Annotated in this window: 22 protein-coding genes; 14 read left to right on the top strand and 8 right to left on the bottom strand. The window is 72.7% G+C overall.

The window, feature by feature from the left end; translation table 11 throughout:
• Positions 1-75: 75 nt before the first annotated feature.
• Positions 76-2,190, top strand: coding sequence for a 4-alpha-glucanotransferase (gene malQ, locus DLJ58_RS05795; RefSeq protein WP_244218795.1), 2,115 nt, complete (start codon positions 76-78; stop codon positions 2,188-2,190).
• On the opposite strand, the gene DLJ58_RS05790 is transcribed toward malQ, so the two are convergent.
• Positions 2,142-3,251 carry a winged helix DNA-binding domain-containing protein gene (locus DLJ58_RS05790; RefSeq protein WP_124854199.1) on the bottom strand — a complete coding sequence of 370 codons (1,110 nt, stop codon included), beginning with the start codon at positions 3,249-3,251 and terminating at the stop codon, positions 2,142-2,144. The genes malQ and DLJ58_RS05790 overlap by 49 nt on opposite strands.
• 136 nt (positions 3,252-3,387) lie before the next feature.
• The gene (locus DLJ58_RS05785; RefSeq protein ID WP_124854198.1) at positions 3,388-4,314 is read right to left on the bottom strand and encodes an SDR family NAD(P)-dependent oxidoreductase; all 927 of its coding nucleotides are present in this window, start codon (positions 4,312-4,314) and stop codon (positions 3,388-3,390) included.
• Between the two features lie 56 nt (positions 4,315-4,370).
• Between DLJ58_RS05785 and DLJ58_RS05780 the strand changes: the two genes are divergently transcribed.
• From DLJ58_RS05780 to wrbA, 5 genes are all read left to right on the top strand, one after another.
• Positions 4,371-4,814 (top strand): MerR family transcriptional regulator, encoded by a 444-nt coding sequence (locus DLJ58_RS05780; protein WP_124854197.1) that lies wholly within the window; start codon positions 4,371-4,373, stop codon positions 4,812-4,814.
• Between the two features lie 64 nt (positions 4,815-4,878).
• Entirely contained in the window at positions 4,879-5,271 is a 393-nt protein-coding gene (locus tag DLJ58_RS05775; protein ID WP_124854196.1) for a hypothetical protein, read from the top strand.
• A gap of 65 nt (positions 5,272-5,336) precedes the next feature.
• Positions 5,337-6,095 (top strand): HipA family kinase, encoded by a 759-nt coding sequence (locus DLJ58_RS05770; RefSeq protein WP_124854195.1) that lies wholly within the window; start codon positions 5,337-5,339, stop codon positions 6,093-6,095.
• Positions 6,092-6,460, top strand: coding sequence for a DUF3037 domain-containing protein (locus DLJ58_RS05765; RefSeq protein ID WP_091404117.1), 369 nt, complete (start codon positions 6,092-6,094; stop codon positions 6,458-6,460). The genes DLJ58_RS05770 and DLJ58_RS05765 overlap by 4 nt, the downstream gene beginning before the upstream one ends.
• A gap of 293 nt (positions 6,461-6,753) precedes the next feature.
• A complete protein-coding gene (gene wrbA, locus DLJ58_RS05760) occupies positions 6,754-7,371 on the top strand; it encodes an NAD(P)H:quinone oxidoreductase (RefSeq protein WP_124854194.1) in 618 nt (205 codons plus the stop codon).
• An 87-nt stretch (positions 7,372-7,458) separates the two neighbouring features.
• Here wrbA and DLJ58_RS05755 read toward each other — a convergent pair whose 3' ends face one another.
• Positions 7,459-9,381, bottom strand: coding sequence for an anthranilate synthase family protein (locus DLJ58_RS05755; protein ID WP_124854193.1), 1,923 nt, complete (start codon positions 9,379-9,381; stop codon positions 7,459-7,461).
• A gap of 205 nt (positions 9,382-9,586) precedes the next feature.
• Here DLJ58_RS05755 and DLJ58_RS05750 point away from each other — a divergent pair, with 205 nt between their 5' ends.
• From DLJ58_RS05750 to DLJ58_RS05740, 3 genes are all read left to right on the top strand, one after another.
• Positions 9,587-10,999 carry an FGGY family carbohydrate kinase gene (locus tag DLJ58_RS05750; protein WP_124854192.1) on the top strand — a complete coding sequence of 471 codons (1,413 nt, stop codon included), beginning with the start codon at positions 9,587-9,589 and terminating at the stop codon, positions 10,997-10,999.
• Positions 11,000-11,098: 99 nt separating this feature from the next.
• Complete coding sequence (locus DLJ58_RS05745; RefSeq protein ID WP_208740877.1) at positions 11,099-13,636, top strand: sensor histidine kinase; 2,538 nt, start codon at positions 11,099-11,101, stop codon at positions 13,634-13,636.
• Positions 13,633-14,055, top strand: a complete 423-nt coding sequence (locus tag DLJ58_RS05740; protein ID WP_088988684.1) for a roadblock/LC7 domain-containing protein — start codon at positions 13,633-13,635, stop codon at positions 14,053-14,055. The genes DLJ58_RS05745 and DLJ58_RS05740 overlap by 4 nt, the downstream gene beginning before the upstream one ends.
• Before the next feature lie 79 nt (positions 14,056-14,134).
• Here DLJ58_RS05740 and DLJ58_RS05735 read toward each other — a convergent pair whose 3' ends face one another.
• Positions 14,135-15,478, bottom strand: a complete 1,344-nt coding sequence (locus tag DLJ58_RS05735) for a GH1 family beta-glucosidase (RefSeq protein ID WP_124854191.1) — start codon at positions 15,476-15,478, stop codon at positions 14,135-14,137.
• An 850-nt stretch (positions 15,479-16,328) separates the two neighbouring features.
• On the opposite strand from DLJ58_RS05735, the gene DLJ58_RS05730 reads away from it, so the two are divergent.
• Entirely contained in the window at positions 16,329-19,235 is a 2,907-nt protein-coding gene (locus tag DLJ58_RS05730) for a glycoside hydrolase family 48 protein (protein WP_124854190.1), read from the top strand.
• Between the two features lie 338 nt (positions 19,236-19,573).
• Here the strand turns inward: DLJ58_RS05730 and DLJ58_RS05725 are convergent, their stop codons facing one another.
• Positions 19,574-20,242 carry a DUF3159 domain-containing protein gene (locus tag DLJ58_RS05725; protein WP_124854202.1) on the bottom strand — a complete coding sequence of 223 codons (669 nt, stop codon included), beginning with the start codon at positions 20,240-20,242 and terminating at the stop codon, positions 19,574-19,576.
• A gap of 169 nt (positions 20,243-20,411) precedes the next feature.
• Here DLJ58_RS05725 and DLJ58_RS05720 point away from each other — a divergent pair, with 169 nt between their 5' ends.
• Both DLJ58_RS05720 and DLJ58_RS05715 read left to right on the top strand, forming a co-directional pair.
• The gene (locus tag DLJ58_RS05720) at positions 20,412-21,299 is read left to right on the top strand and encodes a phosphatase PAP2 family protein (protein WP_208740872.1); all 888 of its coding nucleotides are present in this window, start codon (positions 20,412-20,414) and stop codon (positions 21,297-21,299) included.
• 23 nt (positions 21,300-21,322) lie between these two features.
• Positions 21,323-22,021 carry a maleylpyruvate isomerase N-terminal domain-containing protein gene (locus tag DLJ58_RS05715; RefSeq protein WP_124854188.1) on the top strand — a complete coding sequence of 233 codons (699 nt, stop codon included), beginning with the start codon at positions 21,323-21,325 and terminating at the stop codon, positions 22,019-22,021.
• A gap of 32 nt (positions 22,022-22,053) precedes the next feature.
• Here the strand turns inward: DLJ58_RS05715 and DLJ58_RS05710 are convergent, their stop codons facing one another.
• Both DLJ58_RS05710 and DLJ58_RS05705 read right to left on the bottom strand, forming a co-directional pair.
• Entirely contained in the window at positions 22,054-22,917 is an 864-nt protein-coding gene (locus DLJ58_RS05710; RefSeq protein ID WP_124854187.1) for a DUF1028 domain-containing protein, read from the bottom strand.
• 47 nt (positions 22,918-22,964) lie between these two features.
• A complete protein-coding gene (locus DLJ58_RS05705) occupies positions 22,965-24,185 on the bottom strand; it encodes a low temperature requirement protein A (protein ID WP_124854186.1) in 1,221 nt (406 codons plus the stop codon).
• 154 nt (positions 24,186-24,339) lie between these two features.
• On the opposite strand from DLJ58_RS05705, the gene DLJ58_RS05700 reads away from it, so the two are divergent.
• Complete coding sequence (locus DLJ58_RS05700) at positions 24,340-25,323, top strand: LLM class F420-dependent oxidoreductase (RefSeq protein ID WP_124854201.1); 984 nt, start codon at positions 24,340-24,342, stop codon at positions 25,321-25,323.
• Positions 25,320-26,111, top strand: a complete 792-nt coding sequence (locus DLJ58_RS05695; RefSeq protein WP_124854185.1) for an SDR family oxidoreductase — start codon at positions 25,320-25,322, stop codon at positions 26,109-26,111. Before DLJ58_RS05700 ends, DLJ58_RS05695 begins: the two co-directional genes overlap by 4 nt.
• Positions 26,112-26,117: 6 nt before the next feature.
• Here the strand turns inward: DLJ58_RS05695 and DLJ58_RS05690 are convergent.
• On the bottom strand, positions 26,118-26,913 hold a 796-nt coding region (locus DLJ58_RS05690; RefSeq protein WP_208740870.1), incomplete at its 5' end, for a class I SAM-dependent methyltransferase.

Genomic DNA, 26,913 nt, shown 5'->3' with positions numbered 1-26,913 from the left:
ACCCTGCCACGCCCGGGCGCGGTGCGCCCGGGCGTGGCAGGGTGGTTGTAGGTCGCGTCGTGAAGCGGGGGACACATGAACCGACGATTGGCCGCGCTGGCCAACGCGCACGGTGTTTCCACCTGGTACGAGGATTGGCGGCACCGCCGCGTCGAGGTGGCACCGGAAACCGTGGTGGGTGTGCTGGGGCTGCTCGGCGTGGACGCCACCAGCCCGTCGGCGATCGCCGACGCGCTCGCCGCCGCCCGCGCGGTCGACCGGAGCGCCCTGCCGGAGACGGTCGTGCTCACCCACGGGCGCAGCCGGGCACTGCCCGGCCCGGGGGTGGTGACCCTGGAGGACGGTGGCCGTCGCGCGGTCGACGGTGAGCTGCCGGCGGACCTGCCGCTGGGTTGGCACCGGCTGGCCTGCGCCGACCGGGAGGTGACCCTGGTGGTGGTGCCGCGCCGACTGCCGGTGCCGCCGTCGAGCTGGGGGTGGATGCTCCAGCTCTACGCGCTGACCTCGGAGCGCTCCTGGGGCATGGGAGACCTCGGTGACCTCGCCGAGTTCACCGGGTGGGCCGGTGACACCGGGGCCGGGCTGGTGCTGCTCAACCCGCTGCACGCGGTCGGGCCGGCGCATCCGGTGGCCACCTCACCGTATTCGCCCGCCAGTCGACGCTTCGTCAATCCGCTCTACCTGCGGGTCAGCGACACCGCCGCGTACCGGGCGGCCGACCCGGCCACCCGTGCGGTGGTCGACGCGTTGCGTCCCGACCGGGGGCCCCTGATCGACTACGACGAGGTGTGGGCCGCCAAGCGGCGCGCCCTGGAGTTGCTGCATCCGTACGCCCAGCCGGTGGATCTTGCCGCGGACCCGGCGCTGACCAGCTTCGCCACCTGGTGCGCGCTCGCCGAGCGGCACGGCAACGACTGGCGTGCCTGGCCGGCGGAGCTGCACCACCCGGACGCCCCCGCGGTCGCCGAGCAGCGTCGGCGCCTCGCCGACCGGGTCTGCTTCCACGCCTGGCTGCAACACCTCTGCGACGAGCAGCTCGACGCCGTCACGGCGGCGGCCCGCTCGGCGGGGATGCCGGTCGGTGTCGTGCACGACCTGGCCGTCGGCATCGACCCGGGCGGCGCGGACGGGTGGCAGCTCGCCGACGTGCTGGCCCAGGGCGTGCGGGTCGGCGCGCCACCGGACGACTTCAACCAGCTCGGCCAGGACTGGGGGCTCGCCGCGTGGCGCCCGGACCGACTCGCCGCCACCGGCTACGCCGCCTACCGGGACATGCTGCGCCGCGTCCTGCGGCACGCCGGCGGCCTGCGGGTCGACCACGTCGCCGGCCTGTGGCGACTGTGGTGGGTGCCGCCGGGCGGCGGCGCGGCCGAGGGCACCTACGTGCGCTACGACGCGGAGGCGATGCTCGGCATCCTCGCGTTGGAGGCGTACCGGGCCGGCGCGGTGGTGGTCGGTGAGGATCTCGGCACGGTCCAACCGGCGGTGACCCGGGGGTTGCGGGGGCGCAACATGCTCGGCTCGACAGTGCTGTGGTTCGCACGCGACGAGGCCGGTGACTTCGTCCCGCCGGCCCGGTGGCCGCGCAACGCCCTCGCCACCATCTCCACGCACGACCTGCCCACCGCGCCGGGCTTCCTGACCGGTGAGCACGTGCGGGTGCGTGACGAGTTGAAGCTGCTCGGCACCGACGTGGCGGTGGAGCGGGCCCGCGCCGCCGCCGATCGGGACCGGCTGCTCACGATGTTGCGCGCCGAGAACCTGCTGCCCGAGCCGACGCCGCAGCTACCGACCGTGACTGTCGCCTCCGGGGGTGCAGAGCAAAGGACGGATGCCGATCCGGCGCCGTCCGATGCGGCTGCGACACCTGACGACGGCGAGGTGGTGGTGGCGATGCACGCCGCGCTCGCGGCCAGCCCGACCCGGTTGGTCGGCGTCTCCCTCTACGACGTGCTGGGCGAGGTGCGCCAACCCAACATGCCGGGCACCGTGGACGAGTACCCGAACTGGCGACTGCCGCTGCCGGCCAGCGTGGCGCAGATCCGCGCGGACCCCCGGGTGACCCGGATCGTCGACCTGCTCAGCGCCGCCCGCCCACGACCGGCCGACCCCGGCACCGCCGAAGCACTGACGCCGCCGGGTCAGGTCAGCCAGTCGAAGCGGGCCGGCAACCCGAGGAAGTCGGCGTAGCGCCCGAGCGCCTGCTCCACCCGGGCCCGCGCGGCGGCGTCGAGCGTGGTGAGCGGCTGGACCGTCACGGTGACCGCGGTCCGGCCGACCTTGCGCTTCCACACACCCACCACCCGACCGGCGCGGACCACTGTGGCCTGGAAGATGCCGTTGTTGCCCGGCACCACGGCCGCCTGGTGGGCGGGGTCGAGCATCAACGTGCGGTCCCGGAAGCCGAGCAGATACTCGTCGAAGCCGGGCAGCGCCAACACGTCGTCCGGCGCGGTGCGTGGCGCGTCGGCCAGGGCCGCGTCGACGTACATCGGAGTGCCGTCGACGCGTACCGTGCTCAGCGCGTCGTCGGCGGCGGCAAGGCCGCGCCGGGCGTCGGTCAGGGTGAGGCCGCTCCACCCTGCGAACTCGCGGTCGGTGACCGGGCCGTGCCCGCGAACGTAACGGTGGGCGAGCAGGGCCAGCGCCTCGTCCCGCTCCAGCCGGTGGGACGTGGGTGCCCACTCGTCGAGCAGGGCGAAGGTCTGCTCGGTGCCGACGTTCGGCGCCACGCAGGTCACGCCGCGAACGCTCGCATACCACAGCAGGTGGTAGCCACGTTGCCCGTCGGTGCCCAGGCCGGCCGCCCGCAGGGTGGCCAGGCACTGCGCGCGGGTGAGCCGACCACCGCCGGCCAACGCGGTGCCGAGCACCTCCACCGCCCGATCCGCGTCGGCCTCGGTGAGCCCGAGCTGCGCCCGCCGGGTCGCCGCGCCGGCCAGGGATCGTACGCCGGTCAGCTCCAGCATCCAGCGGGCGTCGGCGGACGGGACGAGGTGCACGGTGCCCCGCATCGGCCAGGTCCGCAGCGCCTCACGCCGCTCCAACGCCGCCTGCACGTCGGCCGCGCTGCGACCGGGTAGCCGGGCGCCCAGCGACCACAGCCCGCTGGCCAGATCCTGTGCCTGCATCGCGCCGAACCACTCGACCACCTCGGCGACGGTGCCGGGTCGGGTGCTCGGGTGTGGGCGCAGCAGCAGGCTGGTCATCCGCAGCGCCAGCGCGTCGGCCGCGCTGAGGTCGACAGGCATCGGCAGCCCTTCCCGAGGAAAAGACCCAGTTTAGGGAGCCGTCCGCACCGCCAGGGCACCCCGGCCGGTACGCGGGCCGACAGCCGCAGCACCGCGCGCGGCAGCACGTTCGCGCGCTGGGCAGGTACGCGCGAACTCAGTCGATGAGGTCGAGGCCGGTCAGGTCCGCCGACAGAGCCCAGAGGCGGGCTGCCGCGCTGTCGTCGGTGGGGCTGGCGGCGTCGGTGCGGCGACAGTCCACGCAGTAATCGCCGCCGTTCGCGTCGAGGTGAGGTGACGTGGCGGCCCAGACCTGGGTGGCCGCGCCCTGCTCGACGGTCTTGAACAGACCCGGAGCGGAATTCCCGTCCGCGTCGATCCAGCCCGCGGTGACCATCTCCTCGACTGCGAGGTGTCGTTGCAGAGGAGTGCGGATCCAGCCGGGGTTCACGGAGAAGGCCCGGACGCCGTGCGGTCTGCCGAGCAGGTCGAGGTGACGGGCGAACAGGACGTTCGCGAGCTTGGACTGGGTGTAGGCCTCCCACTTGTCGTAGCCGCGCTCGAACTGCACGTCGTCCCACCGGATTCGCCACGCCGGGTCGCGGCCGGAGGCGACCGCGACGACACGAGCCGTTCCGGCAGCGGTGAGCGCAGGCCACAGCAGGTTCGCCAGCGCGTAGTGACCGAGGTGGTTGATCGCGAACTGCGCCTCCCAGCCGGGTCCCACCCGTGTCTCCGCGCACGCCATGACGCCGGCACTCGCGATCAGGATGTCGAGGGCTGGATGCCTGCTGAGGAATCGTTCGGCGAATGCACGGACGGAGGCGAGGTCGGCGAGATCGAACTGGTCGACCTCGATCTCGACTCCGGCCGTGTCGGCGAGCGCCCGCTGCGCCACGTCCGGCCGGAGAGCTGGGACGACGACCCGGGCCCCGGCCTGGGCGAGCGCGAGGGTGGTGGCGAGACCGAGGCCGGAGTAGCCGCCCGTGACGACTGCGGTCTTGCCGGTGAGGTCGATTCCGGTGAGGACGTCTCCGGTCGTGCTGTGGGCACCGAACGTGGTGTGGGTCGTGTCGCTGGTCATGCCGCGGACGCTAGATGCTAGACCGAGGTCTAGGTCAACGGGTTACCGTCGACGCCATGGCGGACGAGGGCTTGAGCATCGGGCAGGTGGCGCGGCGCACCGGATTGAGTGTGCACACCCTGCGGCTCTACGAGCGTGAGGGTCTGCTGGCCAGCGAGGTGCGGCGTGACGGGTCGGGCAGGCGCGTCTACAGCGCCTGGGACGTCGAGTGGCTGGCGAACTGCGTCAAGTTCCGGGCCTCCGGAATGCCGCTCACGACGATCAGCCGCCTGGCCCAGCTCGTTCGCGCGGGCAGCGGCAACGAGGCGGAACGGCTCGAACTGCTCCGCGCACACCAGCGCCACATCACCGAGCAGTTCGCGCAGCTGCGCGACTGCCTCGACCTCATCAACGTCAAGGTGGCCAGCTACGAACGACACCTCAGCGCCGGCGCCTCCGGCGATCCCTGGCACCAGCAACGCCCGCCCGCACCGGAAGAGCACCGGATCGACGGGGCATAACGGGACGCGCACGGGGGATGCGGCGGCCGGAAGTGCGCGCGTCGCGCGTGCGGAAGGGAGCGTCATGACTGCCGCAAATGAGCCGGCGCGGGGCGCCGGCGTGACGGCCGGATCCCGCGGCCATCGTGGGGACACCCGCGCGAAGACGAGCGCCGCGGCCACCTTCGCCCTGGTGTTCGGAGTGGCCGGTCTGTTCAGCGTGTTGACGGCGATCCTCGCCTGGCTGGGGCTGATACTCGGCATCATCGGGATCATCCTCGGCATCGTCGGCCTCAAGATGGCTCGCCGACCCGGGGTCACCGGTCGTGGCGTGTCGATCGGCGGCCTGGTGCTCAGCATCCTGGCCGTGCTGATCGGCCTCGGTCTGGCCGCGGGCATCACCACGTTCGTCAACAACGAGAATGCGGTGGACCGCCTGCAGACCCAGGTCGACAAGCTGCGCGACAAGCTCGACTGACCCGCGCGTGCCGGTCTGGGCCGGCCCCGCCACCCGTCCCGGCCGGCCACAGTAGGGTGGGCGGCGTGCTCCGCCAGGTCACCGCGATCCGTTACGTCACCCCGCTCCGCGAGGGTGGGTCGCTGCCGGGCGTGGTGGAGGCCGACGACCTCGGCACCTACGTGGCGAAGTTCCGAGGCGCCGGGCAGGGGCCCAAGGCGCTGATCGCCGAGGTGATCTGCGGTGAGCTGGCGCGCCGGCTGGGGTTGCGGGTGCCGCCGCTGGTGGTCCTCGACATCGACCCGGTGATCGGGCGGGCCGAGCCCGACCAGGAGGTGCAGGAGCTGCTGCGCAGCAGCGGCGGCGCCAACCTCGGGATGGACTTTCTGCCCGGGGCGCTGGGCTTCGACCCGATGGCGCACCCCGTCGACCCGGCGCTGGCCTCCCGGGTGCTCTGGTTCGACGCGTACGTGGAGAACGTCGACCGGAGTTGGCGCAACCCGAACCTGCTCGTCTGGCACCGGGAGCTGTGGCTGATCGACCACGGCGCCTCGCTGTACTTCCACCACAACTGGCCGCGCGCCGAGGCCTCTGTGCACCGGGCCTACCGTGCGGAGGACCACGTGCTGGCCCCGTACGCGTCGCGGCTGGCCGAGGCCGACGCCGAGCTGGCCCCCCAGGTCACCCCGGAACTCCTCACCGAGGTGCTCGCCCTGGTGCCGGGGGAGTGGTTGACCGCCGCCGACTTCGAGACGGCCGACGCGGCGCGCGACGCGTACCTGGATCACCTGTCCCGCCGGGTCGCCCGCACGGCCGACTGGCTGCCATCGGGGAGCGGGGCATGAGGCAACCCTTCGAGTACGCGCTGATCCGGCTCGTGCCCCGCATCGAGCGCGGTGAGCAGATCAACGTCGGGGTGTTGCTCTACTGCCAGCAGCGCGACTTCCTGGCCGCGCGGACGCACCTGGACGCCGACCGGGTTCGCGCGCTGGCGCCCGACGTCGACCTGCCGGCGGTGGCCGCGGTGCTCGACTCCTGGGACCGGACCTGCTCCGGTGACGGGCCGGCGACCCGGATGCGGCTCGGTGAGCGGTTCCACTGGCTGGCCGCGCCGCGCAGCACGATGATCCAGACGGGGCCGGTGCACACCGGTCTCACCGTCGACCCGGCGGCCGAGCTGGACCGGCTGATGGCGACCCTGGTCCGCTGAGCCGGAGCGGGGCGCGGGAGCTGGTGATCGTCCCCTGATCGCGCTACGCCAGCGCCGTTGCCGGCGGAGCGCGATCCCCCGTTCAGGTGCCCGGTGCGGGGCGGCGGCTCGATCCCGCCGGCACCGATGGCATCAGGATCGCGGTCCGCGCGCGACGTCGGGCCGGAACGACCGGGAAGTTGCGGAAAACTTGAGCCGGCGGGCCGGAAACCGGGAGCGCCGGGGCTGTCGTTAGAGCGCGTCCGCAGCGGGTAGTCGCGGGAGCTGATCCGAGACGAGAAGGGGACACTCTGATGGCTGCCCAGACCAAGGTAGCGGTGATCTACTACAGCGCCACCGGCATCACCTACCAGATGGCGCAGGCCGTGTGTGAGGCCGCCGGGGACGCCGGTGCCGACGTGCGCCTGCGCAAGGTGCGCGAGTTGGCGCCGGACGAGGCGATCCGCTCCAACTCCGGCTGGCAGGCGCACCGCCTGGAGACCCAGGACGTGCCCGAGGCGATGGTCGACGACCTGGCCTGGGCCGACGTGGTGATCCTCGGCGCGCCGACCCGGTACGGCATGGTCGCGGCGCAGCTGAAGCAGTTCATCGACACCACCGGCCCGCTGTGGGCCCAGGGCGCGCTGGCCAACAAGGTCTACTCCGCCTTCACCTCGACGGCGACCTCGCACGGGGGTCAGGAGACCACGCTGACCTCGCTCTTCAACGTCTTCTACCACTGGGGCGGTGTGGTGGTCACCCCCGGTTACACCGACACCAGCCAGTTCATCGCCGGCAACCCGTACGGCCCCTCGCACACCAGCAACAACGGGGAGATCGCCCCGGACGCCGTGGTGCTCGAGGCCTGCGCGCTGACCGCCCGGCGCGCCGTGCAGATGGGTGCCGCGCTGAAGGCGGGCCTGGCCGGCTGACGGACGAGGGCGACCGGCGGCGCGGGCGGGGGCTCTCGGCCCGTCCGCGCCGCCGATCCATCCAGCCCTACCCCCGGGCCAGGGCGATCATTTGCCTCCGCGTGTCGCGGACAGCTCGTCCGGGCGCGACGCGGGCAGCAGTTCGGTCAACAGCTCGCTGAGCACGGCGAGCCCGTCTGGGCTGAGCACCGACTCCGCGTGGAACTGCACCCCGGCGAAGCCGCGTCCCCGCAGGGCGTGCACCGCGCCGTCGTCCGGGTCCCGGGCCAGCTCCACCGGCCCGTACGCGGTGGTCAGCCGGTCGGCCTCGCAGCGGGCGGTGAACGTCGAGTAGAACCCGACCCGGCGGGTCCGGCCGAACAGCGGCACCTCCCGCTGCAACCCCTGGTAGGGCGCGTCCCGGCGGTGCAGCGTCAGCCCCAGCAGCCCGGCCAGCACCTGATGGCCGAGGCAGACCGCGAGGGTGGGACGGCCGGTGGTCAGCAGCCCGGTCAGCAGCTTCCGCAGCGCCAGCATCTTCGGCTCGTCCGCGCTGCCCGGGTCGCCCGGTCCAGGACCGGCGACCACCAGGTCGTAGTCGTCGACCGGGCCGCTCGCGTGCCAGGGGCGGGTGGTCACCGCGAGTCCCAACGCGCTCAGTTGATGCGCCAGCATTCCGGTGAAGGTGTCCTCGGCGTCCACGATCAACACCCGGCGGCCGACCAGGCCGGGCAGTCCGGGCGCGTCCGGTGAGCGCTGATCGAGCCAGAACCGCGCCAGCGGTGCGTTGCGGGCGGCCAGCGCGTCGCGTACCGCCGGGTCGTCGGCCAGCCGCGCGACCGGCCCGCGGTCGCCGACGGACGCCGCCGGCCCGAGGCCGAGCGCGGCCAGCACCCCGGCGGCCTTGGCGTGCGTCTCGGCCACCTCGCCGGCCGCCGTGGAGTGCCGGACCAGGGTCGCGCCGACCGGCACCCGCAGTCGGCCGGTGGGGGCGATCTCGGCGGTCCGGATCAGGATCGGGGCGTCGAGTGTCTGCCGGCCGGCCTCGTCGTGGCCGAGCAGCGCCAGTACGCCCCCGTAGTAGCCCCGGCCCCGGCGTTCGTGCCGGGCGATCACCCGGCAGGCGTTCTCGATCGGGCTGCCGGTGACGGTGGGGGCGAACATCGTCTCGCGCAGCACCTCCCGCACGTCGCGGGTGCCCCGCCCGGCGAGCAGGTACTCGGTGTGCGCCAGGTGCGACATCTCCTTCAGGTACGGGCCGATCACCTGCCCGCCGTGCTCGGCGACGGTGGCCATCATCTTCAGCTCCTCGTCGAGCACCATGTACAGCTCTTCGGTCTCCTTCGGGTCGGCGAGGAAGCGCAGCAGGGCCGCCCGGTCCGCGACGCCACCGGGGCAGCGGAAGGTGCCGCTGATCGGGTTCATCATCACCAGTCCGTCGTCGACGCTGACGTGGCGCTCCGGGCTGGCGCCGACCAGCGTCCGGGTGCCGGTGTGCACCACGAACGTCCAGTACGCGCCGCGTTCGGCGACCAGCAGCCGGCGCAGTGCGGCCAGCGCGGCCCCCAGCGGCGGGCCCTGCACGGTGGCGTGCAGGGCGCGGTGGATGACGAAGTTCGCGCCCTCACCGCGGCCGATCTCCTCGGACAGCACCCGCTGCACGGTCCGCGCGTACTCCTCGTCGCTGACGTCGAACCCGGCGTCGGTGGTGTGCACCGGTTCGTCGGGCAGCGCGGCGAGGGCGTCGGTCAGGGTGATCCGCTGGTGCTCGCGGACCTGGAGGAACTCCAGCGGGGCGGCGTCGTCGACGCAGGCGAAGCCGCGCTCGGTGATCTGCCGGTACGGCACCAGGGCCAGCGTCCGGGCCCCGGGCGGGCCCGCCGGCAGTGGGAGGTCGGTGAGCTCTTCGACGGTGTCGACCGGGCCGGTGAACAGGTCCAGTTCGTCCGCGCCCTCGCGGCGCAGCAGCGCGAAGGGGCCGGGGTCGACGCCGTGCGCGACGGCGGCGAGCAGGTCGGTCAGGTGGGTCATTGGAGTCTCCGTTGGGCTGGGTGCCGCCGTTGGGCGGCCCTCCGGCCGGGGAGATCCGGCGACCGCCTCGATGGCGGCCGCGTGGATGGAGCTACGCGCGGGAGATGGCCGCCGGGTCGGCGGGCCACCAACTGGTCAACTGCGCGAGCATGTGATCCACCCTACGCGCCCGTCGCCCCGCTGGCACGGGGTAACTTGACCGGCGATGAACATTCTCGCGCTCGACCTGGGCACCTCCTCGGTACGCGGGCTGGTGCTGGACGCGGACACCCAGCCGCTGCCCGGCGCTCTGGCCCGCCGCAAGGTCGACCTCGCCATCGGCGACGACGGCACCGGCACGCTGTCCGGTCCGGACTATCTGGCGAGCCTGGTCGAGTGCCTGGACGAGCTGGCCGACTCGGGGCACCTGCACGACGTCGGCCTGGTGGCGGTCTCCGCCCAGTGGCACTCGGTGCTCCCGCTGGACCGCGACGGCGCACCCATGGGCCCGGTGGTCACCTGGCTGGACACCCGGCCCGCCCCGGTCGGGCGCACCGCCGGCCCGGCCGACCCGGACGGCTTCCACCAGCGCACCGGCTGCTGGTGGCACCGCTCGTACTGGTCCATGCGGTTGCCCTGGCTGCGCCAGCAGTCGGGCACCCCGATCGCCCGGTTCGTCGGTCTGCCCGAGTACGTGCTGGGCGAGCTGCTCGACACCGCGCCCATGTCGATCTCCCAGGCCTCCGGGACCGGTCTGCTGGACCTGCGTACCCTGCGCTGGGACGAGGAGGCGCTGACGCTGGCCGAGGCACGACCGGAGGAGCTGCCGCCGCTGGGCGAGCTGGACTGGCACGGCCGGCTCCGGGTCGACCTGGCCCGTCGGTGGCCGCAGTTGGCGCAGGCCCGGTGGACGCCGCCGGTGGGCGACGGTGGGGCGTCGAACGTCGGCTCCGGCTGCGTCGACCCGAGCCGGGCCGCCGTCACCGTGGGCACCTCCGCGGCCGTACGGCTGATGCAGCGGATCCCGGCCGGCGAACCGATGCCCCGCCTGCCCGAACGGTTGTGGCGGTACCGGGTCGACCACGACCACGTGGTGACCGGGGCCGCGTACGCCAACGGCGGCAACCTCTTCGCCTGGGCGGACCGGGAGCTGCGGTTGCCCCGGGGCGCCGAGCTGGACGCGGCGCTGGCGCTGGTGCCGACGGGCGGTGGCCGGCCGGCGGATCCCCGCTTCGGTGGCGACCGGGCGCCCGGGCTGGCGCCGGCGGGCAGCGGTGAGCTGCGCGGTCTGAGCTTCAGCACCACCTCGGTCGACATCCTGGCCGGGCTGATGCAGGGGTTGTGTGAGCTGGTCGCCGAGGACCTCGGGGTGCTGGAGTCCACCATCGACAAACCGGTCGGTGTGGTGCTGGGCGGCGGCGCGGTCGCCGCCTCGGTGTGGTGGCGGCAGGCCTTCGCGACCGCGCTCGCACCGCGACCGGTGTCGCATCAACGCAACCCGGAGATCGGCGCCACCGGTGCCGCGTTGGTGGCGCTGGGGCGCTTCGATGACGCGATCGGGCTCGCCGACATCGGCCGGACGGACGAGCTGGTTTTACCGACCACGGCAGGACGTTCCCACCCGCAGTATCCTTCCTGAACCTCGGCCTCGCCCGGGCCGTTGACAGCGGTACCGAGCCTGGTTGGATGGACTGCGCTCCCCCGACCGCGGTGGACGCGGTAGGACGGAGGAGGCAGGGTGGCGGCAGGTCCCGACCCGGCGAACGGCGCGGTGTCGAACCATCGCCGACGCCGCTTCGATGTCCGAGTCGTTCCGCATCGACGGCGGTCGCCGTTCCGGCTGCGCGACTGGCGGATGAGCACGAAGCTCGCCACCGTGCTGCTGGTGCCGTCGATGGCGTTCCTCCTGCTCGCCGGGGTGCAGACCAGCACCCTGGTGGGGCGGACGACGGCGTTGAACGACTTCTCCAGTCAGGTCGGCATCGGACGGCAGATCACCGCCGCCGTGCACCAGCTCCAGCAGGAGCGGGACCGCTCGGCGGGGGAGCTGGGTGAGCTGCGTAAGGGTGGTGACCGGCAGGCCGCCGCGAACGACCTGAAGCCGTTGCAGGAGGCCACCGACAAGGCCATCGTGGACCTCAGCCGGGCCGCCGAGCCGTTGGCGGACGCGGACGCGTCCTGGCGGGTGGCCTTCTCCGAGGCGCTGGAGGCGTACGACCAGGTGGTCGACATCCGCGCGGCGATTCCGCCGGCGGTGCTCAGCAGCGAGACCATCCTGAGCAACTACCACCGGGCCGTCGGGGCGTTGCTCGACCTGCTCGCCGAACCGACGCCGGGGCAGAACCAGCCGGCGTTGAACGACGCGGTGCTGCGCTACGTCCAGTTGGCCCGGGTCAAGGAGCTTTCCTCCCGGGTGCGGGCCCAGCTCTACGCCGCCGCCCGCGTCGGTGCGTACGGCACCGAGGACCGGGTGATCCTCGCCGACCTGCGCGGTCAGCAACTCACCGCGCTCGGTGCGTTCCGGGTGGCCGCGACCAGTGAGCAGATCCGCCGCTACGACGAGACATCGGTGTCGGCGGGTTTCCTGGTCGCCACCGGGTTGGAGGAGCGCAGCCTGTCCTCCGGCGCCGCGTCGCCGCAGGTGCTGCCGTCGGAGCAGTGGTGGTCGGCCAGCCAGCAGCGTCAGGAGCTGCTGCGTCAGCTTGAGGCGGGTGTGCTCGACGACGCCGTACGGCAGGCCGAGGAGGCCAGCGACGATCAGCTCCGGACGACCCTGCTGGTCGTCGGCGGGGTGGTCACGGTCCTGCTGGCCGCCCTGCTGATCTCGTTGCTCATCGGGCGGTCGGTCGCCCGGTCGATGCGGCTGCTGCGCAGCCAGGCACTGCGGATCGCCCAGGTCGAGTTGCCGGACGCCCTGGACCGACTGAAGACCGTCACCGGTGGGGTGCCGCGCATCGATGTCGCGCCGGCGGTGGTCCGCTCACTCGACGAGATCGGCGAGTTGGCCGAGGCGTTCGTGGCGGTGCACCGCAGCGCGGTCACCGTCGCCGTCGAGCAGGCGATGATGCGGCGCAACGTCAACGCGATGTTCGTCAACCTGGCCCGCCGTAGCCAGGTGCTGGTGGAGCGTCAGTTGGAGCTGCTGGACGACCTGGAGCGCGAGGAGAGCGACCCGGACCAGCTGGAGAACCTGTTCAAGCTCGATCACCTGGCTGCCCGGATGCGCCGTAACGACGAGAGCCTGCTGGTGCTCGCCGGCACCGACTCCACCCGCCGGTGGAACCGGCCGGTCGGGCTCGGTGCGGTGCTGCTGGCCGCCGCCGCGGAGATCGAGCAGTACCAGCGGGTCCGGATCGAGTCGGTGGCCAACGTGCACGTGGTCGGGCACGCCGTCGGCGAGTTGGTGCACCTGCTGGCCGAGCTGCTGGAGAACGCCACGGCCTTCTCCCGTCCGGACACCGTCGTGGTGGTGACCGCCCGGCTCGAGGCGGGGGGTGCGCTGATCGAGATCGTCGACCGGGGTCTGGGTATGAGCCCGACCGCGTTGGTGCAGGCGAACGAGGTGCTGGCCAGCCCTCCGGCCGCGGACGTCGCGGCGGTGGAACGGATGGGGCTCTTCGTGGTCAGTCACCTGGCGGCCCGGTTGGGCGTCCGCGTGCGGTTGGAGGGCGGCGAGGACGGCCTGGTCGCCCGGCTCGCCCTGCCCGCGGTGCTGCTGGCGCCGCCGGGCAGTGTGGAGCTGGACGCGCCCCCGTCGGCGCGGATGCTGGCGGCGGGCGCGGCGCGGGGGCTGGTTCCGCAGTCCGGGGCAGGCCGGCAGGCAGCTGGCCCGATGCTGAACGGCGCGGTGCGGGACCTGCCGGTGGCCGGCCGCCCGCCGGGCGTCGGCGTGCCGCGTCAGGGCCGCCCGGTGCCGGTACGCGCCGAGGACGTGTTGACCCCCGCCGCTGATCGCGGTGCCGGCGGGGGCTGGTATTCGCGGCAGGGCCCGACCGCGCCGGTGGTGCCCGCTGCGGCGGCGCCACCGCAGATCCCGGTGACCGCCGGCACCAATGAGCGGGGATTGCCGGTGCGGGTGCCCATGGCGCAGTTGAGCGCGGTCACCCGTTCGGCACAACCGATGACGGCACCGACCCGCACCGACCCGGACCCGGAGGCGGTCGGCGGCATGCTCTCGCGGCTCTACAGCGGAGTACGGCGCGCCGAGGCTGAGGACACCACCGAGATACCCGTGCCACCGTCCGGGGGGCACGACGAAGGGGGACGACGACAGTGACGACGTTGAGCCAGGAGGCGCGTGACCTGAGCTGGCTGGTGAGCGCGTTCGCGGAGCGGGTGCCGGGTGTGGCGCACGCGGTGGTGGTCTCCTCTGACGGGCTGCTGGTGGCGATCTCCGATCACCTGCCGCGTGACAACGCGGACAAGCTCGCCGCGGTGACCTCCGGGCTGATGAGTATCACCGCGGGCGCAGCCTCGATGTTCGACGGCGATGTCGTCAAGCAGACGGTGGTCGAGATGGGCCGTGGCTACTTCCTGGTGATGCAGATCCGCGACGGTTCGATTCTGGCCACGCTGGCCGCCGGTGACGCGGACATCGGCGTGGTGGGCTACGAGATGGCCCGGTTGGCCAAGCAGGCGGGGGAGATGCTCACCCCGGCCCTGCGGGCGGAGTTGCAGCAGGCGCTGCCCCGCTGAGTGAGCCGGTCGAGGCCCGGACGGTCACGGCTCACCCGAGCCGAGCCGTCCGGGCCCGGCCGTCCGGGTGGCGGCGCGGTCAGAAGCCGCCGTCGGCGATGACGGAGCGGTACCAGGTGGCGGAGTTCTTGAGCACCCGGCGCTGGGTGGCGTAGTCGACGTAGACCAGGCCCCAGCGCTGGTCGTAGCCCTGGTCCCACTCGAAGTTGTCCAGCAGTGACCAGACGTGGAAGCTCTCCAGCGGCACTCCGTCGGCGATGGCCCGGTGCGCGGCGGCGAGGTGGTCGCGCAGGAAGCTGATCCGGCCGGCGTCCTGGACGGTGTCGTCCGCGCCGAGAGTGTCCGGTGTGGGCAGCCCGTTCTCGGTGATGGTGAGCGGGATCGGCCCGTATTCACGGGTGATCCGGGTCAGCAGGTCGTACATCCCCTCGGGGTAGATCTGCTGCCATTCGGCCTCGGAGGTCGCCCAGCGGTGCGCGGTGCCGCCGTCGCCGGTGACGTAGATCGGGGTGTAGTACTGCACGGCCAGCAGGTCGACCGGTGCGGAGATGGTCTTCAGGTCGCCGTCGCGGATGCCCTGGACCATCCGGCTCTGCGGGCCCAGGTCGGCCAGCAGGTCCTCCGGGTAGCTGCCCTTGAGCAGGGAGTCGAGGTAGAGGCGGTTCTCGTAGGCGTCGTAGAGGTGGGCGGCCGCGGCAGCCTGCGGGGAGTCGTCGGCGGGGTAGCAGGGGTGCAGGTTGAGCGCGGGGCCGATGCGGCTGTCGCTGCCGGTGGCCCGCAGCGCGGCGACGGCGAACCCGTGGGCGAGTTGCAGGTGGTGGGCGACCAGGTAGGCGGCGTCCGGGTCCTGCCGCCCGGGGGCGTGGTGGCCGGTGAGGTAGCCGTTCTGCACCACGGTCTTGGGTTCGTTGATGGTGAGCCAGGCCGGCACCCGGTCGCCGAGGGCGCGGAAGACCACGTCGGCGTAGTCGGCGAAGCGGTGGGCGGTGTCGCGTGACTCCCACCCGCCGGCGTCCTGGAGCGCCTGCGGGAGGTCCCAGTGGAACAGGGTGGCCATCGGGGTGATTCCGCGCTCGTGCAGGCCGTCGAGGAGGCGGCGGTAGAAGTCGAGGCCGCGTTGGTTGGGGGTGCCGGTGCCGTCGGGCTGGATCCGGGGCCAGGAGATGGAGAAGCGGTAGCTGCGCAACCCGAGGTCGCGCATGAGGTCGAGGTCCTCGGCGTAGCGGTGGTAGTGGTCGATGGCCACGTCGCCGGTGTCGCCGTTGCGGGTGCGCCCTGGGACGCGGCTGAAGGTGTCCCAGACCGACTCGCCGCGCCCGTCCTCCTTGGTGGCGCCCTCGATCTGGTAGGCGGAGGTGGCCGCGCCCCAGCCGAAGTTGTCCGGGAAGCGCAGCGGGCCGGCGGGCCCGATAGGTATCGACATGGATTCTCCTCATGGATACGGGGCCACCGCCGAAGGATTCGGGAGCGCTCCCATGATAGGGCAGACGCTGCCGGCCGGTCAGCCGGCCGTCAGGACGGCCAGCGCTGGCGGGTGGGAGGCGGGTGTGTGGCCCCGGGCAGCGAACGAGGCCGTCCGGGCGGCGCGGCGCGCCTGTCCCGTCGGCCTCTTTTCCTATCGTGTACGGGGGTTTAGTGTGGGGACGGGGGAGGGCAACCCCCGTCCCCACCGTAACTGCACACACACGGGCGGAATTTGGGTCCTGCCGTGCGTGTCGCGCGGGAGCCGGGCCACGCGAGTGGCTCTGGTTCCACCTCCCTCCCTGTGGCGGGACGATGGCTGACGACGGCGTCCGGGCTGGCCCGTCGTCGGCCCTCGGTCTGGTTCCCTGGGCTCGTCAGGAACGACCCCAGCGATCTTCTTGTTGGAACCTTGTCGATGGAAGCGCTCCCATCGACCGATGTTGCGACTGTAACGCCCGTCACGCCTTTGTGAAAGACCCAAAACGAGATCGAAACAAGGAGCTGATCCAGCGCTCCGTGCGCTTGTTGTGGGAGCGCTTCCATGGCACACTGTCGATTCGACGCGACAGGAGCCACATCGCGTAGTGCGGGTCCACCGAGGGCAACCGGCAGCACCAGCTCCGGTCACGGTCACCCGAGCGCAGCCGGCGGGACCCCCTCCCGTGCGGGCCGCACGCCCTACCCCGGCCGGGCCCGGGGAAGACCACCTTCCCGGCGCCTCGACATCCCCGCGGACCACCACCACCACCGTCGCGGGCAGGCGCCTCGCCGGGGACCATCCCGGCCTGGTCCGAGGAGACACCGCGCACATGAGACAACTGGCTATACGCCGGCGCGTGGCGCTCGCCGCCGCCGCGCTGCTCGCCATCGGCGGGGTGACCCTGCCTGCCGGCGCCGCACAGGCCGCACCCGCCTGCGACGTGGTCTACGCGACCAACGACTGGAACACCGGCTTCACCGCGAACGTCACCATCAAGAACCTGGGTGACCCGGTGAGCAACTGGACGCTCAAGTGGACCTTCCCGACCAGCGGTCAGCGGGTCACCCAGGGCTGGTCGGCCAGGTTCAGCCAGACCGGCAGCGAGGTCACCGCGACCAACGAGTCGTACAACGGCAACCTTGCCACCGGGGCCTCCACCACCATCGGCTTCAACGGCGCCCACACGGGCAGCAACCCGAAGCCCACCGCGTTCACCCTGAACGGCACCCCCTGCAACGGCACCCCGGCCAACCAGCCGCCGACGGTCTCGCTCGGCCTGCCGTCCGGGCCGTTCACCGCGCCGGCCGACGTGCCGCTGACCGCCACCGCCAGTGACCCGGACGGGACGATCAGCAAGGTCGAGTTCTACCGCAACGGCCTGCTGATCAACACCGACACCTCCGCCCCGTACGCGTACACCCAGGAGGACCTGCCGGCCGGCAGCTACACCGTCCAGGCCAAGGCGTACGACAACGCCAACGGCATCGGGGTCGACGAGAAGGCGTTCACCGTCGGCACCGCCACCGGCCCGACCCTGATCGCCACTCCGTCAGCGGTGAGCGTCAACGAGGGTGGCACCGCCACCTTCAACCTGAAGCTCAGCGCCGCCCCGACGGCCAACGTGCCGGTCACCCTCACCCGCACCGGTGACACCGACGTCACGGTCTCGCCGGCCACCGCCACGCTGACCCCGAGCAACTGGAACACCGGGGTCACCGTCACGGTCGCCGCGGCGGAGGACACCGACACCGTCGGCGGCGCCGCCACCATCACCGCCTCCGCCACCGGTCTGGCTTCGCTGGCGGTCAGCGCCACCGAGATCGACAACGACACCCCCGGCGGAGACAACGCCTACACCGCGAAGTTCCTCGAGCAATACGGCAAGATCAAGAACTCGGGCTACTTCAGCCCCGAGGGCGTGCCGTACCACTCGGTGGAGACGCTGATCGTCGAGGCGCCCGACCACGGCCACGAGACCACCTCGGAGGCGTTCAGCTTCTGGCTCTGGCTGGAGGCCTACTACGGCAAGGTCACCCAGAACTGGGCCCCGTTCAACAACGCCTGGACGGTGATGGAAAAGTACATCATCCCCACGCACGCCGACCAGCCGACCGCCGGCTCCGCCGGCACCCCGCAGTACGCCGCGGAGTACAACCTGCCCAGCCAGTACCCCTCGGCGCTGAACCCGAACGTCCCGGTCGGTCAGGACCCGCTGCGCTCGGAGTTGCAGTCCACCTACGGCACCGGCGACATCTACGGCATGCACTGGCTGATGGACGTCGACAACACCTACGGCTTCGGCCGCTGCGGTGACGGCACCACCAAGCCGGCCTACATCAACACCTTCCAGCGGGGCACCCAGGAGTCGGTGTGGGAGACCGTTCCGCAGCCCTCCTGCGACACCTTCAAGCACGGCGGTCAGTACGGCTACCTCGACCTGTTCGTCAAGGACACCGGCGCCCCCGCCAAGCAGTGGAAGTACACCAACGCCCCGGACGCCGACGCCCGCGCCGTGCAGGCCGCGTACTGGGCGCTGACCTGGTCCAAGGCGCAGAACAAGCAGGCCGACGTCGCCGCCACCATCGCCAAGGCCGCCAAGATGGGCGACTACCTGCGGTACGCGATGTTCGACAAGTACTTCAAGAAGATCGGCAACTGCGTCGGGGCCAGCACCTGCCCCGCCGGCAGCGGCAAGGACTCGGCGCACTACCTGCTGTCCTGGTACTACGCCTGGGGTGGTGCGTACGACGCCAGCCAGAACTGGTCCTGGCGGATCGGCTCCAGCCACAACCACTTCGGCTACCAGAACCCGTTCGCGGCCTGGGCGCTGACCAACACCCCGGAGCTCAAGCCGCAGTCGTCGACCGCGGTCGCCGACTGGACCAAGAGCTTCGAGCGGCAGCTGGAGTTCTACACCTGGTTGCAGTCCGCCGAGGGCGGCATCGCCGGTGGCGCCACCAACAGCTGGGACGGTAGCTACGCCCAGCCGCCGGCCGGCACCAGCACCTTCTACGGCATGTTCTACGACGTCGACCCGGTCTACAACGACCCGCCGTCGAACCAGTGGTTCGGTATGCAGGCCTGGTCGATGCAGCGCATCGCCGAGCTGTACCAGCAGACCGGCAACGCGAAGGCCAAGGCGCTGCTGGACAAGTGGGTGCCCTGGGCGATCGCCAACACCACCCTCGGCACCAACTGGTCGATCCCGTCGGACATGGCGTGGACCGGTCAGCCGACCACCTGGAACCCGTCCAACCCGCAGCCCAACACCGGCCTGCACGTCGAGGTCATCAGCAAGGGTCAGGACGTCGGTGTCACCGCCGCCTACGCCCGGATCCTGATCGCGTACGCGGCCAAGTCGGGCAACGTGGCGGCGAAGGACACCGCCAAGGGGCTGCTCGACGCGCTGTCGGCCGCCAGCGACGCCAAGGGTGTCTCCACCACCGAGAAGCGTGGCGACTACCGGCGCTTCGACGACGTCTACAACGCGTCCACCGGGCAGGGCCTCTATGTCCCGTCAGGTTGGACCGGGAAGATGCCGAACGGCGACACCATCGCCGCCGGCAAGAGCTTCCTCGACATCCGGTCCTTCTACAAGAACGACCCGGACTGGCCCAAGGTGCAGGCGTACCTGGACGGTGGTGCGGAGCCGAGCTTCAACTACCACCGGTTCTGGGCGCAGGCTGACGTCGCCATGGCGTACGCCGACTACGGCAGCATGTTCCCGAACGGCTGAGACGACCCGGGGTGGGTGGCGTGGACCGCCCACCCCGGGCTCCGGCCCGGGTCCGGGGAACGACGGACCGGGGCTGGCGGGACGGCCTGACACCCACGGTCAGGCCGGGGTGGGCCGGCCATCTGGCCGACGCAGCGGATCGGCTGGCCCACCCCACCGCCCGGACTGGAGCCAGCCGCAAAAAAGCCCAGAAATTCGGGCCCTCGCGGGATCACACCGAGGTCCGTGACGGAGTAACGTACGTCACCGGAGAGGCCGCTCCCCCCGTGGCGGCCTCTCCACTTTTTTGCCCCGGGTCCGGCCGCTTCTCTGCCCCGAGTCCGGCCGCGCGGGGCCGCTCAGCGAGGCGGCGTAACCGGGTGACGCAGCCCCGGGTGCCCGGCCGGCAGCGAGCGCCGCAGCACCACCCAGCTCAGCGCCAGCGCCGCGGCGACCAGCGGCCAGGTCAGGGCCACCCGGGCCACCACCAGCGCGAGCACCTGCCCGCTCAGATAGAGCGGCACGAACACGACGAGCCGCAGCAGGTAGGTCGCCGTCCACACCCAACTGGCCCGGCCGTAGCCGCGCAGCAGCGCCGGGTCACGCCGCCACCCGGCCCGTTGGCCCAGCACCGCGCCGACCAGCACACCGAGCAGTGGCCACCGCACCACGATGCTGACCGTCCACGCCAGAGCGCTCGCGGCGTTCGACAGCACCTGGATCAGGAAGAAGTTCTCGGCCCGGCCGGTGCGCACCGCGATCAACGCCGCGACGCAGACGGCCAGCAGCCCGATCAGCACCGAGCGCGGCCGGTCACCCCGGCGCAGCCGTACGCCGGCCACCACCGCGCCCACGGCCAGCGCCGCGCCGACCCCGCCCCACAGCGACTCGCCGCCCAGCACCCAGCCCACCGCGAACGCCAACGGCGGCAGGGTGGCGTCGATGGCGCCGCGCCGCCCGCCCAGCAGATCCGTCAGCGACTCGGCCCGCGCCGGCCCACCCGGACCGGTGTCGGCGCCGGCCCGCACCGGCCCTGCCGACCCCGGGTTGTCGCCTTCACGCTGCTCCGGACCGGGCTCGGCCGAGCCGGTGTCGCGCTCCGGTGTTCCGCTCACCACCGCCTCCTCGCCTCCGGCACAACCTAACGGCGATTGGCGGCGGGCCACCGGTCGGACCGCCGACACCTGCCGCTACGGTGTGCGGATGCGCGCGACGGCACGGGGTTGGACCGCTGTCTGGTTGGTCGTACTGGCCCTCGTCCAGGCGGCCGCCTTCCTCGCCGTGTGGCGGGTGGCCGTGCACCTTGAGATCGGTCAGTGGGTGGACACGGTTGCCCTCACCGGCAATCGGATCGGGCAGGACACCATCGACGGTCCGGTCGACCGGATCCTCAACGCGATGTCGGTGGTCTCGCTGCTGGCCGCCACCGCGATGATCGGGTTCATCGCGCTGATCCGGGGGCGGATCGCCCTGGCGATCACCGCGACCCTGCTGATCGCCGGAGCGAACGTCACCACCCAACTGCTCAAGTACGGGCTGAGCCGGCCCGACTACGGTGTCGACCCGGAACGCGCCGCGGTGGGCAACAGCCTCCCGAGCGGGCACGCCACGGTGGCCGCCTCGGTGGCGGTCGCGCTGATGCTCGTGCTGCCGCGCAAGGTGCGGGCCGTCGGCGCCTTCATCGGTGCCGGCTACGCCGCCGTCGCCGGAGTCGCCACCCTCTCCGCCGGCTGGCATCGGCCCAGCGACGCGGTCGCCGCGTACCTGGTGGTGGGTGTGTGGGCGGCGTTGGCCGGGTTGCTGCTGCTGGTCACCCAGCGGGAGCAGGCCGAGATCGCCCCCGGCGACGCGCACCGGGTCGCGGCGCTGGTGCTCGGGCTCGGTGGTGTGCTCGCCCTGGTGGCCTGCGGGCTCTCCCTGTCCTGGCTGCTCGACCTGCGCGACACCGGGCCGGAGGAGCTGGCCCGCCGCCCTCTGTTCGTCGGGTACGCGGGCAGCGCCGCCGGGATCGCCGGCACGATGGCGGTGGTGATGGCGTTGGCGCTCACCGTCGTGCACCGGCTGGTGCCCAGGGTCAAGGGCTGAGCGGGCATCAGGAGGATCCGCGGATGATCGGGAACCTGGATGCCCGCAGCCTGCGCGACCTCGTCCGCGTGGCGTTCTCCGCCGAGTGCACGCAGCTCACTGAGATCCTGGCCGAGTTGGTCGACGCCGACCTCGACCGACCCACCGACTGCCCGCCGTGGACCGTCCGGGAGTTGATCGCCCACATCCGCACCGGAGTGGGCCGGCTGGCCGACATGCTCGCTGCGCCGGCCCCGCCACGCCCCGAGGTGGACGCCGCGGGCTACTTTGGCAGGGCGAAGTTCACCGCGCAGGTGGACGCCGACCGGATCGCCGGTGGGCGGCAGGACGCGCTACAGGTGGGCCGAGCAGCGCTGGCGACCGAGTTGGACCGGGCCTGGCGGACCACCGACGTGGCGGTCGCCGCCGCGCCGACCGATCGGGTGGTACGCACCCGGCACGGCGACGCAATGCTCCTCACCGAATTCCTGCGGACCCGGATCGTCGAGGTGGGTGTGCACGGTCTGGACCTGGCCGCCGCGCTGGGCCGGCCGCCATGGCTCACCCCGCAGGCGTCTGCGGTGATCGCCGACCTGCTCACCGGCGGGAAACCGACACCGGCCGGGCTGCGTTGGGACGAGCTGACCCTGATCCGCAAGACCACCGGCCGAGCGGCGTTGACCGCCCCGGAACAGGCCGCGATCGCCGCCGCCGGCTTCCGCTGGCTAGCCTTCGGCCGCTGACCCCGGTCGCGGCCGGCACCGGCCGTGGCGGGTCAGCTCGCGGCGCGGGGTGCGGGGACGTGTGGGGCGACACCGCGCAGGTGCGTCAACACCACCGGGTCGATCCGCCCCGGCACGAGCCGCTCCTCCAGGTTCTCCAACCCGGCCCAGGAGATCAACGCCGCCTCCGTACCGTCCTGGTGCACCGAGTGGCCCAGCGCGCCGAGCAGTGCCGCCACCTCGTCGGCGACCGCGCCGCTCAGGTCGAGCAGGGTGGCCGGGTCGGGCCGGCCGAACAGCATGGTGTGCACAGTGAGTAGGCGACCCAGCTCGGCCACCGGGTTCGGGTGGTCGTCCACGCGCAGGTCCACCACCACGTCGCTGGTGCCGCCGTACCCGCCGCCGCGCTCCACCACGAGCAGGCCGGCGCTCTGGCGGCCACGCCGGTCGCCGCCGGCCTCGTCGCCGGCGCGCAGCGCGGCGACCAGACGCTCGGCGAAGGGCAGCGCCGTTCCCGCCAGCCAGGCTTCGCCGAGGGCGTCGACGACCTCCGGGCCGGTGAGCACGTTGCCCTGCGCGGCCCAGCCGTCGCCGGTCCGCCCGCCGGCCCACGGGTGACAGGCCGGCCCGGTCCAGGTGGCGCCCGAGCCGGTGGCCCCCACGACGCCGAGCTGGCGGTGCTCCCGCTCGGGGTCGGCGGCGATCAGCCCGGCCACCACGTCGGCGGCGGCCACTCCGGTGCGCAGCAGGGTGAGGCCCTGCGGGCGGTAGGCGAGGTTGACGTGCGCCTGGGTGGCCAGCGCGCCCACCTCGGCGGCGGCGGCCGGCACCAACGCCCCGGCGGCGAGGAACTTGCTGGCGACGGCCACGCCGTGCAAACGGCCGTCGGCGGAGCGGGCGACGAGCGAGAAGGTCACCGGCCGAGAGTAGCCGTCCGCGCCGGCGCGACGTCGGCCCGCGACGCTCAGAACGGTGGCGCGGCGGCCTCCGGTGGGGCGCCGTGGGCACGACGGGCGTCGGCCACCGCGATCCCGGCCAGCACCAGCGCCCCGACCGCGGTCGCGATCACACCGGGCAGGTACAGCAGCGGCACCGACGCCGCCACCAACACCGTGACGGCGATCCATCGGGACGGGGAGACCCGCCCGAACACCTCGTACTCCAGGCGAGCCCGGCCGGCCAGGAACAGGGCCGGTCCGCCGAGCACCATGGCCAGCCACGGCGCCGGGATCCGCTCCAGCGGATGGTCGATGATCAGCTCGTACCCGATCGCGGTGGCGGCGAGACCGATCACCATCAGCAGGTGGGTGTCGGCCGCCGACCGGCCGATGTTGGCGGGGTGGCGGGCCTTCATCACCGCCTCACCCAGGATCCGCCCGGCGCGCTGCACGTAGATGCGCCACAGCATGATCGAGGTGGCCAGCGCCAGCGCGAACGCCCAGGCGTGCCCCATCTCGTACGGCACCTTGCTGTACGCGAAACCCGCCACCAGGATCGTCTCGCCAAGCGCGACGAGGAAAAACTGCTGGTACCGCTCGGCCAGGTGCTCCCCGGCGATCTCCCACTTGGAGATCGTCGAACGACCCAGGCCGGGCACCGGCCAGCCGCAGCGGGCGGCCAGGTACTCGATGGCCAGCGCCGCCGCCCAGAGCAGCACCTGCACGTTGGTGGACAGCATCGCTCCGCTGATCCAGAGCACCCCGCTGACGGCGAAGATCACCGCCATCCGCACCTTCAGCCGGCGGTACCGGTGCGGTCCCAGCGCGATCGACAGGATCACCGGCCGGGTCACCTGCGCGATGACGTACGCCACCGCGAACATCAGCGCCGTCTCGCTGAACGCCCGGGGGATCGCGACCCCCATCAGCATGCTGCACACCAACGCGGTGATCACCACGGTCTGCAGCGGCACCCGGTACGGGTCGTACCGGCTGGTCGTCCACGCGGTTCCCTGCCAGACCGCCCAGAGCGCGAGCAGCAACAGCAACGTCTTGCCGCTGCCGGTGATCGTTCCCCAGCCGTGCTCCCGGCCCGGTTCCTCGGTCAGGTCCTCGAACGCGCGCGCCGAGATCCGGGTGAGCGCGAAGACGAATACCAGGTCGAAGAAGAGTTCCAGGAACGTCGCCCGGCCGGGCGTGGCCGCCGCCGGGACTGGCTCCAGGTGTCCCGCCGCCCTGGAACCCATGGTCAGCGGCCTGCGCCGTCGGTCCGGTCCACCTCGAAGGAGTAGCACCTCCCACCTGCGCATACGGCCGGAAACCGGCGATTCTGCCCAACCCGGGGATCTTGCTCGGGCCGGCGTCAACGGGCACGATCAACCGGTGACGAATCGATGGGGCATGACGGTGCCGCTGGGCGGAATCGCGCTGGCGCAGCACGACGCGGCCTACGCGGCTCTCGACCGGGCCGGGTTCACCGACGTCTGGTCGTCCGAGGTCGCCGGGACCGACGCGTTCACCCCGCTGGCGCTCGCCGCGGCCTGGCAGCCGGGGCTGCGGCTCGGCACCGCGATCACGCCGGTCTTCACCCGGGGCCCCGGATTGCTGGCGATGAGCGCGGCGGCGCTGGCAGAAGCCGCGCCGGGCCGGTTCTCGCTCGGCATCGGCGCGTCCTCACCCGTGCTGGTACGGGACTGGAACGCGGTGCCGTTCGACGAGCCGTTCCGCCGCACCCGCGACGTGCTGCGTTTCCTGCGCGCCGCGCTGGCCGGCGAGACAGTGGACGAGGCCTACGACACGTTCACCGTCCGCCGCTTCACGCTGGAACGACCGCCCGCGGTACCGCCGCCGATCCTGCTCGCCGCGCTGCGCCCAGGGATGCTCCGACTGGCCGGCGCGGAAGCCGACGGGGTCATCCTCAACTGGCTCAGCGCCGACGACGTGCCGCGTGCCCTGGCCGAGCTGGGCGAGCGCCGCACCGGCTTCGAGGTCGCGGCCCGGATCTTCGTCTGCCCCACCGAGGACGCCGCGTACGCCCGGGCGCTGGGCCGTCGGCTCATCACCAGCTACCTCACTGTCCCGGCGTACGCCGATTTCCACCGTTGGCTCGGCCGCGACGAGGCGCTCGCGCCCATGTGGGCGGCCTGGGCCGCCGGTGACCGGCGTGGCGCCAGCGCGGCGGTGCCCGACGAGGTGGTCGACGCGCTGGTGCTGCACGGCTCACCGGAGCGGTGCCGCGCCGAGGTGCGCCGCTACGCCGACAACGGGGTCGACGTGCCGATCGTCGCGCTGCTGCCCACCCCCGAGGTCACCGCCGGCGGCGCGACCGCGCTGCTCAGCCTCATCGCCCAATTGGGCACCAACTCCGTGGAGGCGTCCGCGTGAACCTCACCGACCGAATCGTGGTGGTCACCGGCGGAGCCGGCGGCATCGGCGCGGCGCTGTCGCGCCGGTTCGCCGCCGAGGGCGCCGCCGCCGTGGTGGTCGCCGACCTGGACGCCGACGCGGCCGACGCGGTGGCCGAGGGGATCGGCCCGGTCGCGCACGCCATCGCCCTCGACGTCACCGACGAGGAGCAGGTCCGCGACCTGGTCGCCGACACCGAGGAGCGGTACGGCCGGATCGACCTGTTCTGCGCCAACGCCGGGGTGACCACCGGCGGGGGAGTGGAGGTCGACGACGCCGGCTGGGACCGTTCCTGGCGGGTCAACGTTCTGGCCCACGTCTACTCGGCCCGCGCGGTGCTGCCCGGAATGCTGGCCCGGGGCGGCGGGCACCTGCTGCACACCTGCTCCGCGGCCGGTGTGCTGACGGCTGTGGGCGACGCCGCGTACACCGCGACGAAGCACGCCTCGGTGGGGTTCGCGGAGTGGCTGGCCATCACCTATCGGGACCGGGGCATCCGGGTCAGCGCGCTCTGCCCGCAGGGGGTGGACACCCCGATGCTCGCCGACGGGCTCGCCGACGGTCACCTGGGCGCCCGGGTGGTCGCCGCGTCCGGTGCGGTGCTCACCCCGGACCAGGTCGCCGACGCGGCCATCGCCGGGCTGGCCGAGGAACGGTTCCTGATCCTGCCGCACCCCGAGGTCGCCGACTACGCGCGCCGTCGCGCCGAGGACCCGGACGGCTGGCAGGCCGGCATGCGCAAACTCGTCCGCCGGCTGACCGCCTGAAACCCGCTACCGCGCCGGAACGCGCCCGACGGCCAGGAGATGGGCACTGGAGCTGATCAGCGCCGGCTCGCTGCTGTAGAGCCGGGCCAGGTCCAACGCCGCGGCGAAGACGACGTCCCGCGCCGGCCCGTTCCCCGCCGCCTCCGCCGCCGTCCAGGCCGGGCCCTCGACCCCGTGTACGACGACATCGGTCAGCCCTGCGGCCGAGCACTCATCGGTGATCTCCTCGACCCGGTGGAAGTAGGCGTGGGTGAAGCCGATCCGCGGATCGTTGACGCCGTCGCTCAGTAACGCCCTGGCCTCGTCGAGCAGCCTCTCGTCGAGTCGTCCGGTGGCCGCGAAGTCCAACGGGCCGGCGAAGCGGGAGATGACGGCGGCCACGACGAGACCGCCGGGGCGGGTGACCCGGACCGCCTCGCGGAGGGCCTGTAGCCGGTCGGCGCGGCGCACCAGATGGTAGAGCGGGCCCAGCAGCAGCGCGGCGTCATACCCACCGTCGGCGTCGGGAAGCGCACGCGCGTCGCCCACCTGTGCCTCGACCGGAGGGTGCCCGTCGCGGGCCTGCGCGACGTGGCTGGGCACCAGGTCGACGAGGCGGACCTCGTAGCCGGCGAGGACGAGGGCCCGCGCGTACTCGCCGGTGCCCCCACCGATGTCCAGCACCCGGGCGCCTGGACCGGGTAGGAGATCCCGCAGGAGCTGCGTCGTGCGGATCCATTCCAGTCGCGCCTGCGGGCGGGTGGTGAGCCGCTGGTCCTCGCGGTAGTGCTGCGTGTAGTAGTCGACGATGTCGCTCGAATTC

This window comes from Micromonospora arida (assembly GCF_003857035.1).
GTDB classification, from domain to species: domain Bacteria; phylum Actinomycetota; class Actinomycetes; order Mycobacteriales; family Micromonosporaceae; genus Micromonospora; species Micromonospora arida.
The sequence above is the reverse complement of the archived record's forward strand: the minus strand, read 5'-3'. Positions and strand labels throughout refer to the sequence as shown.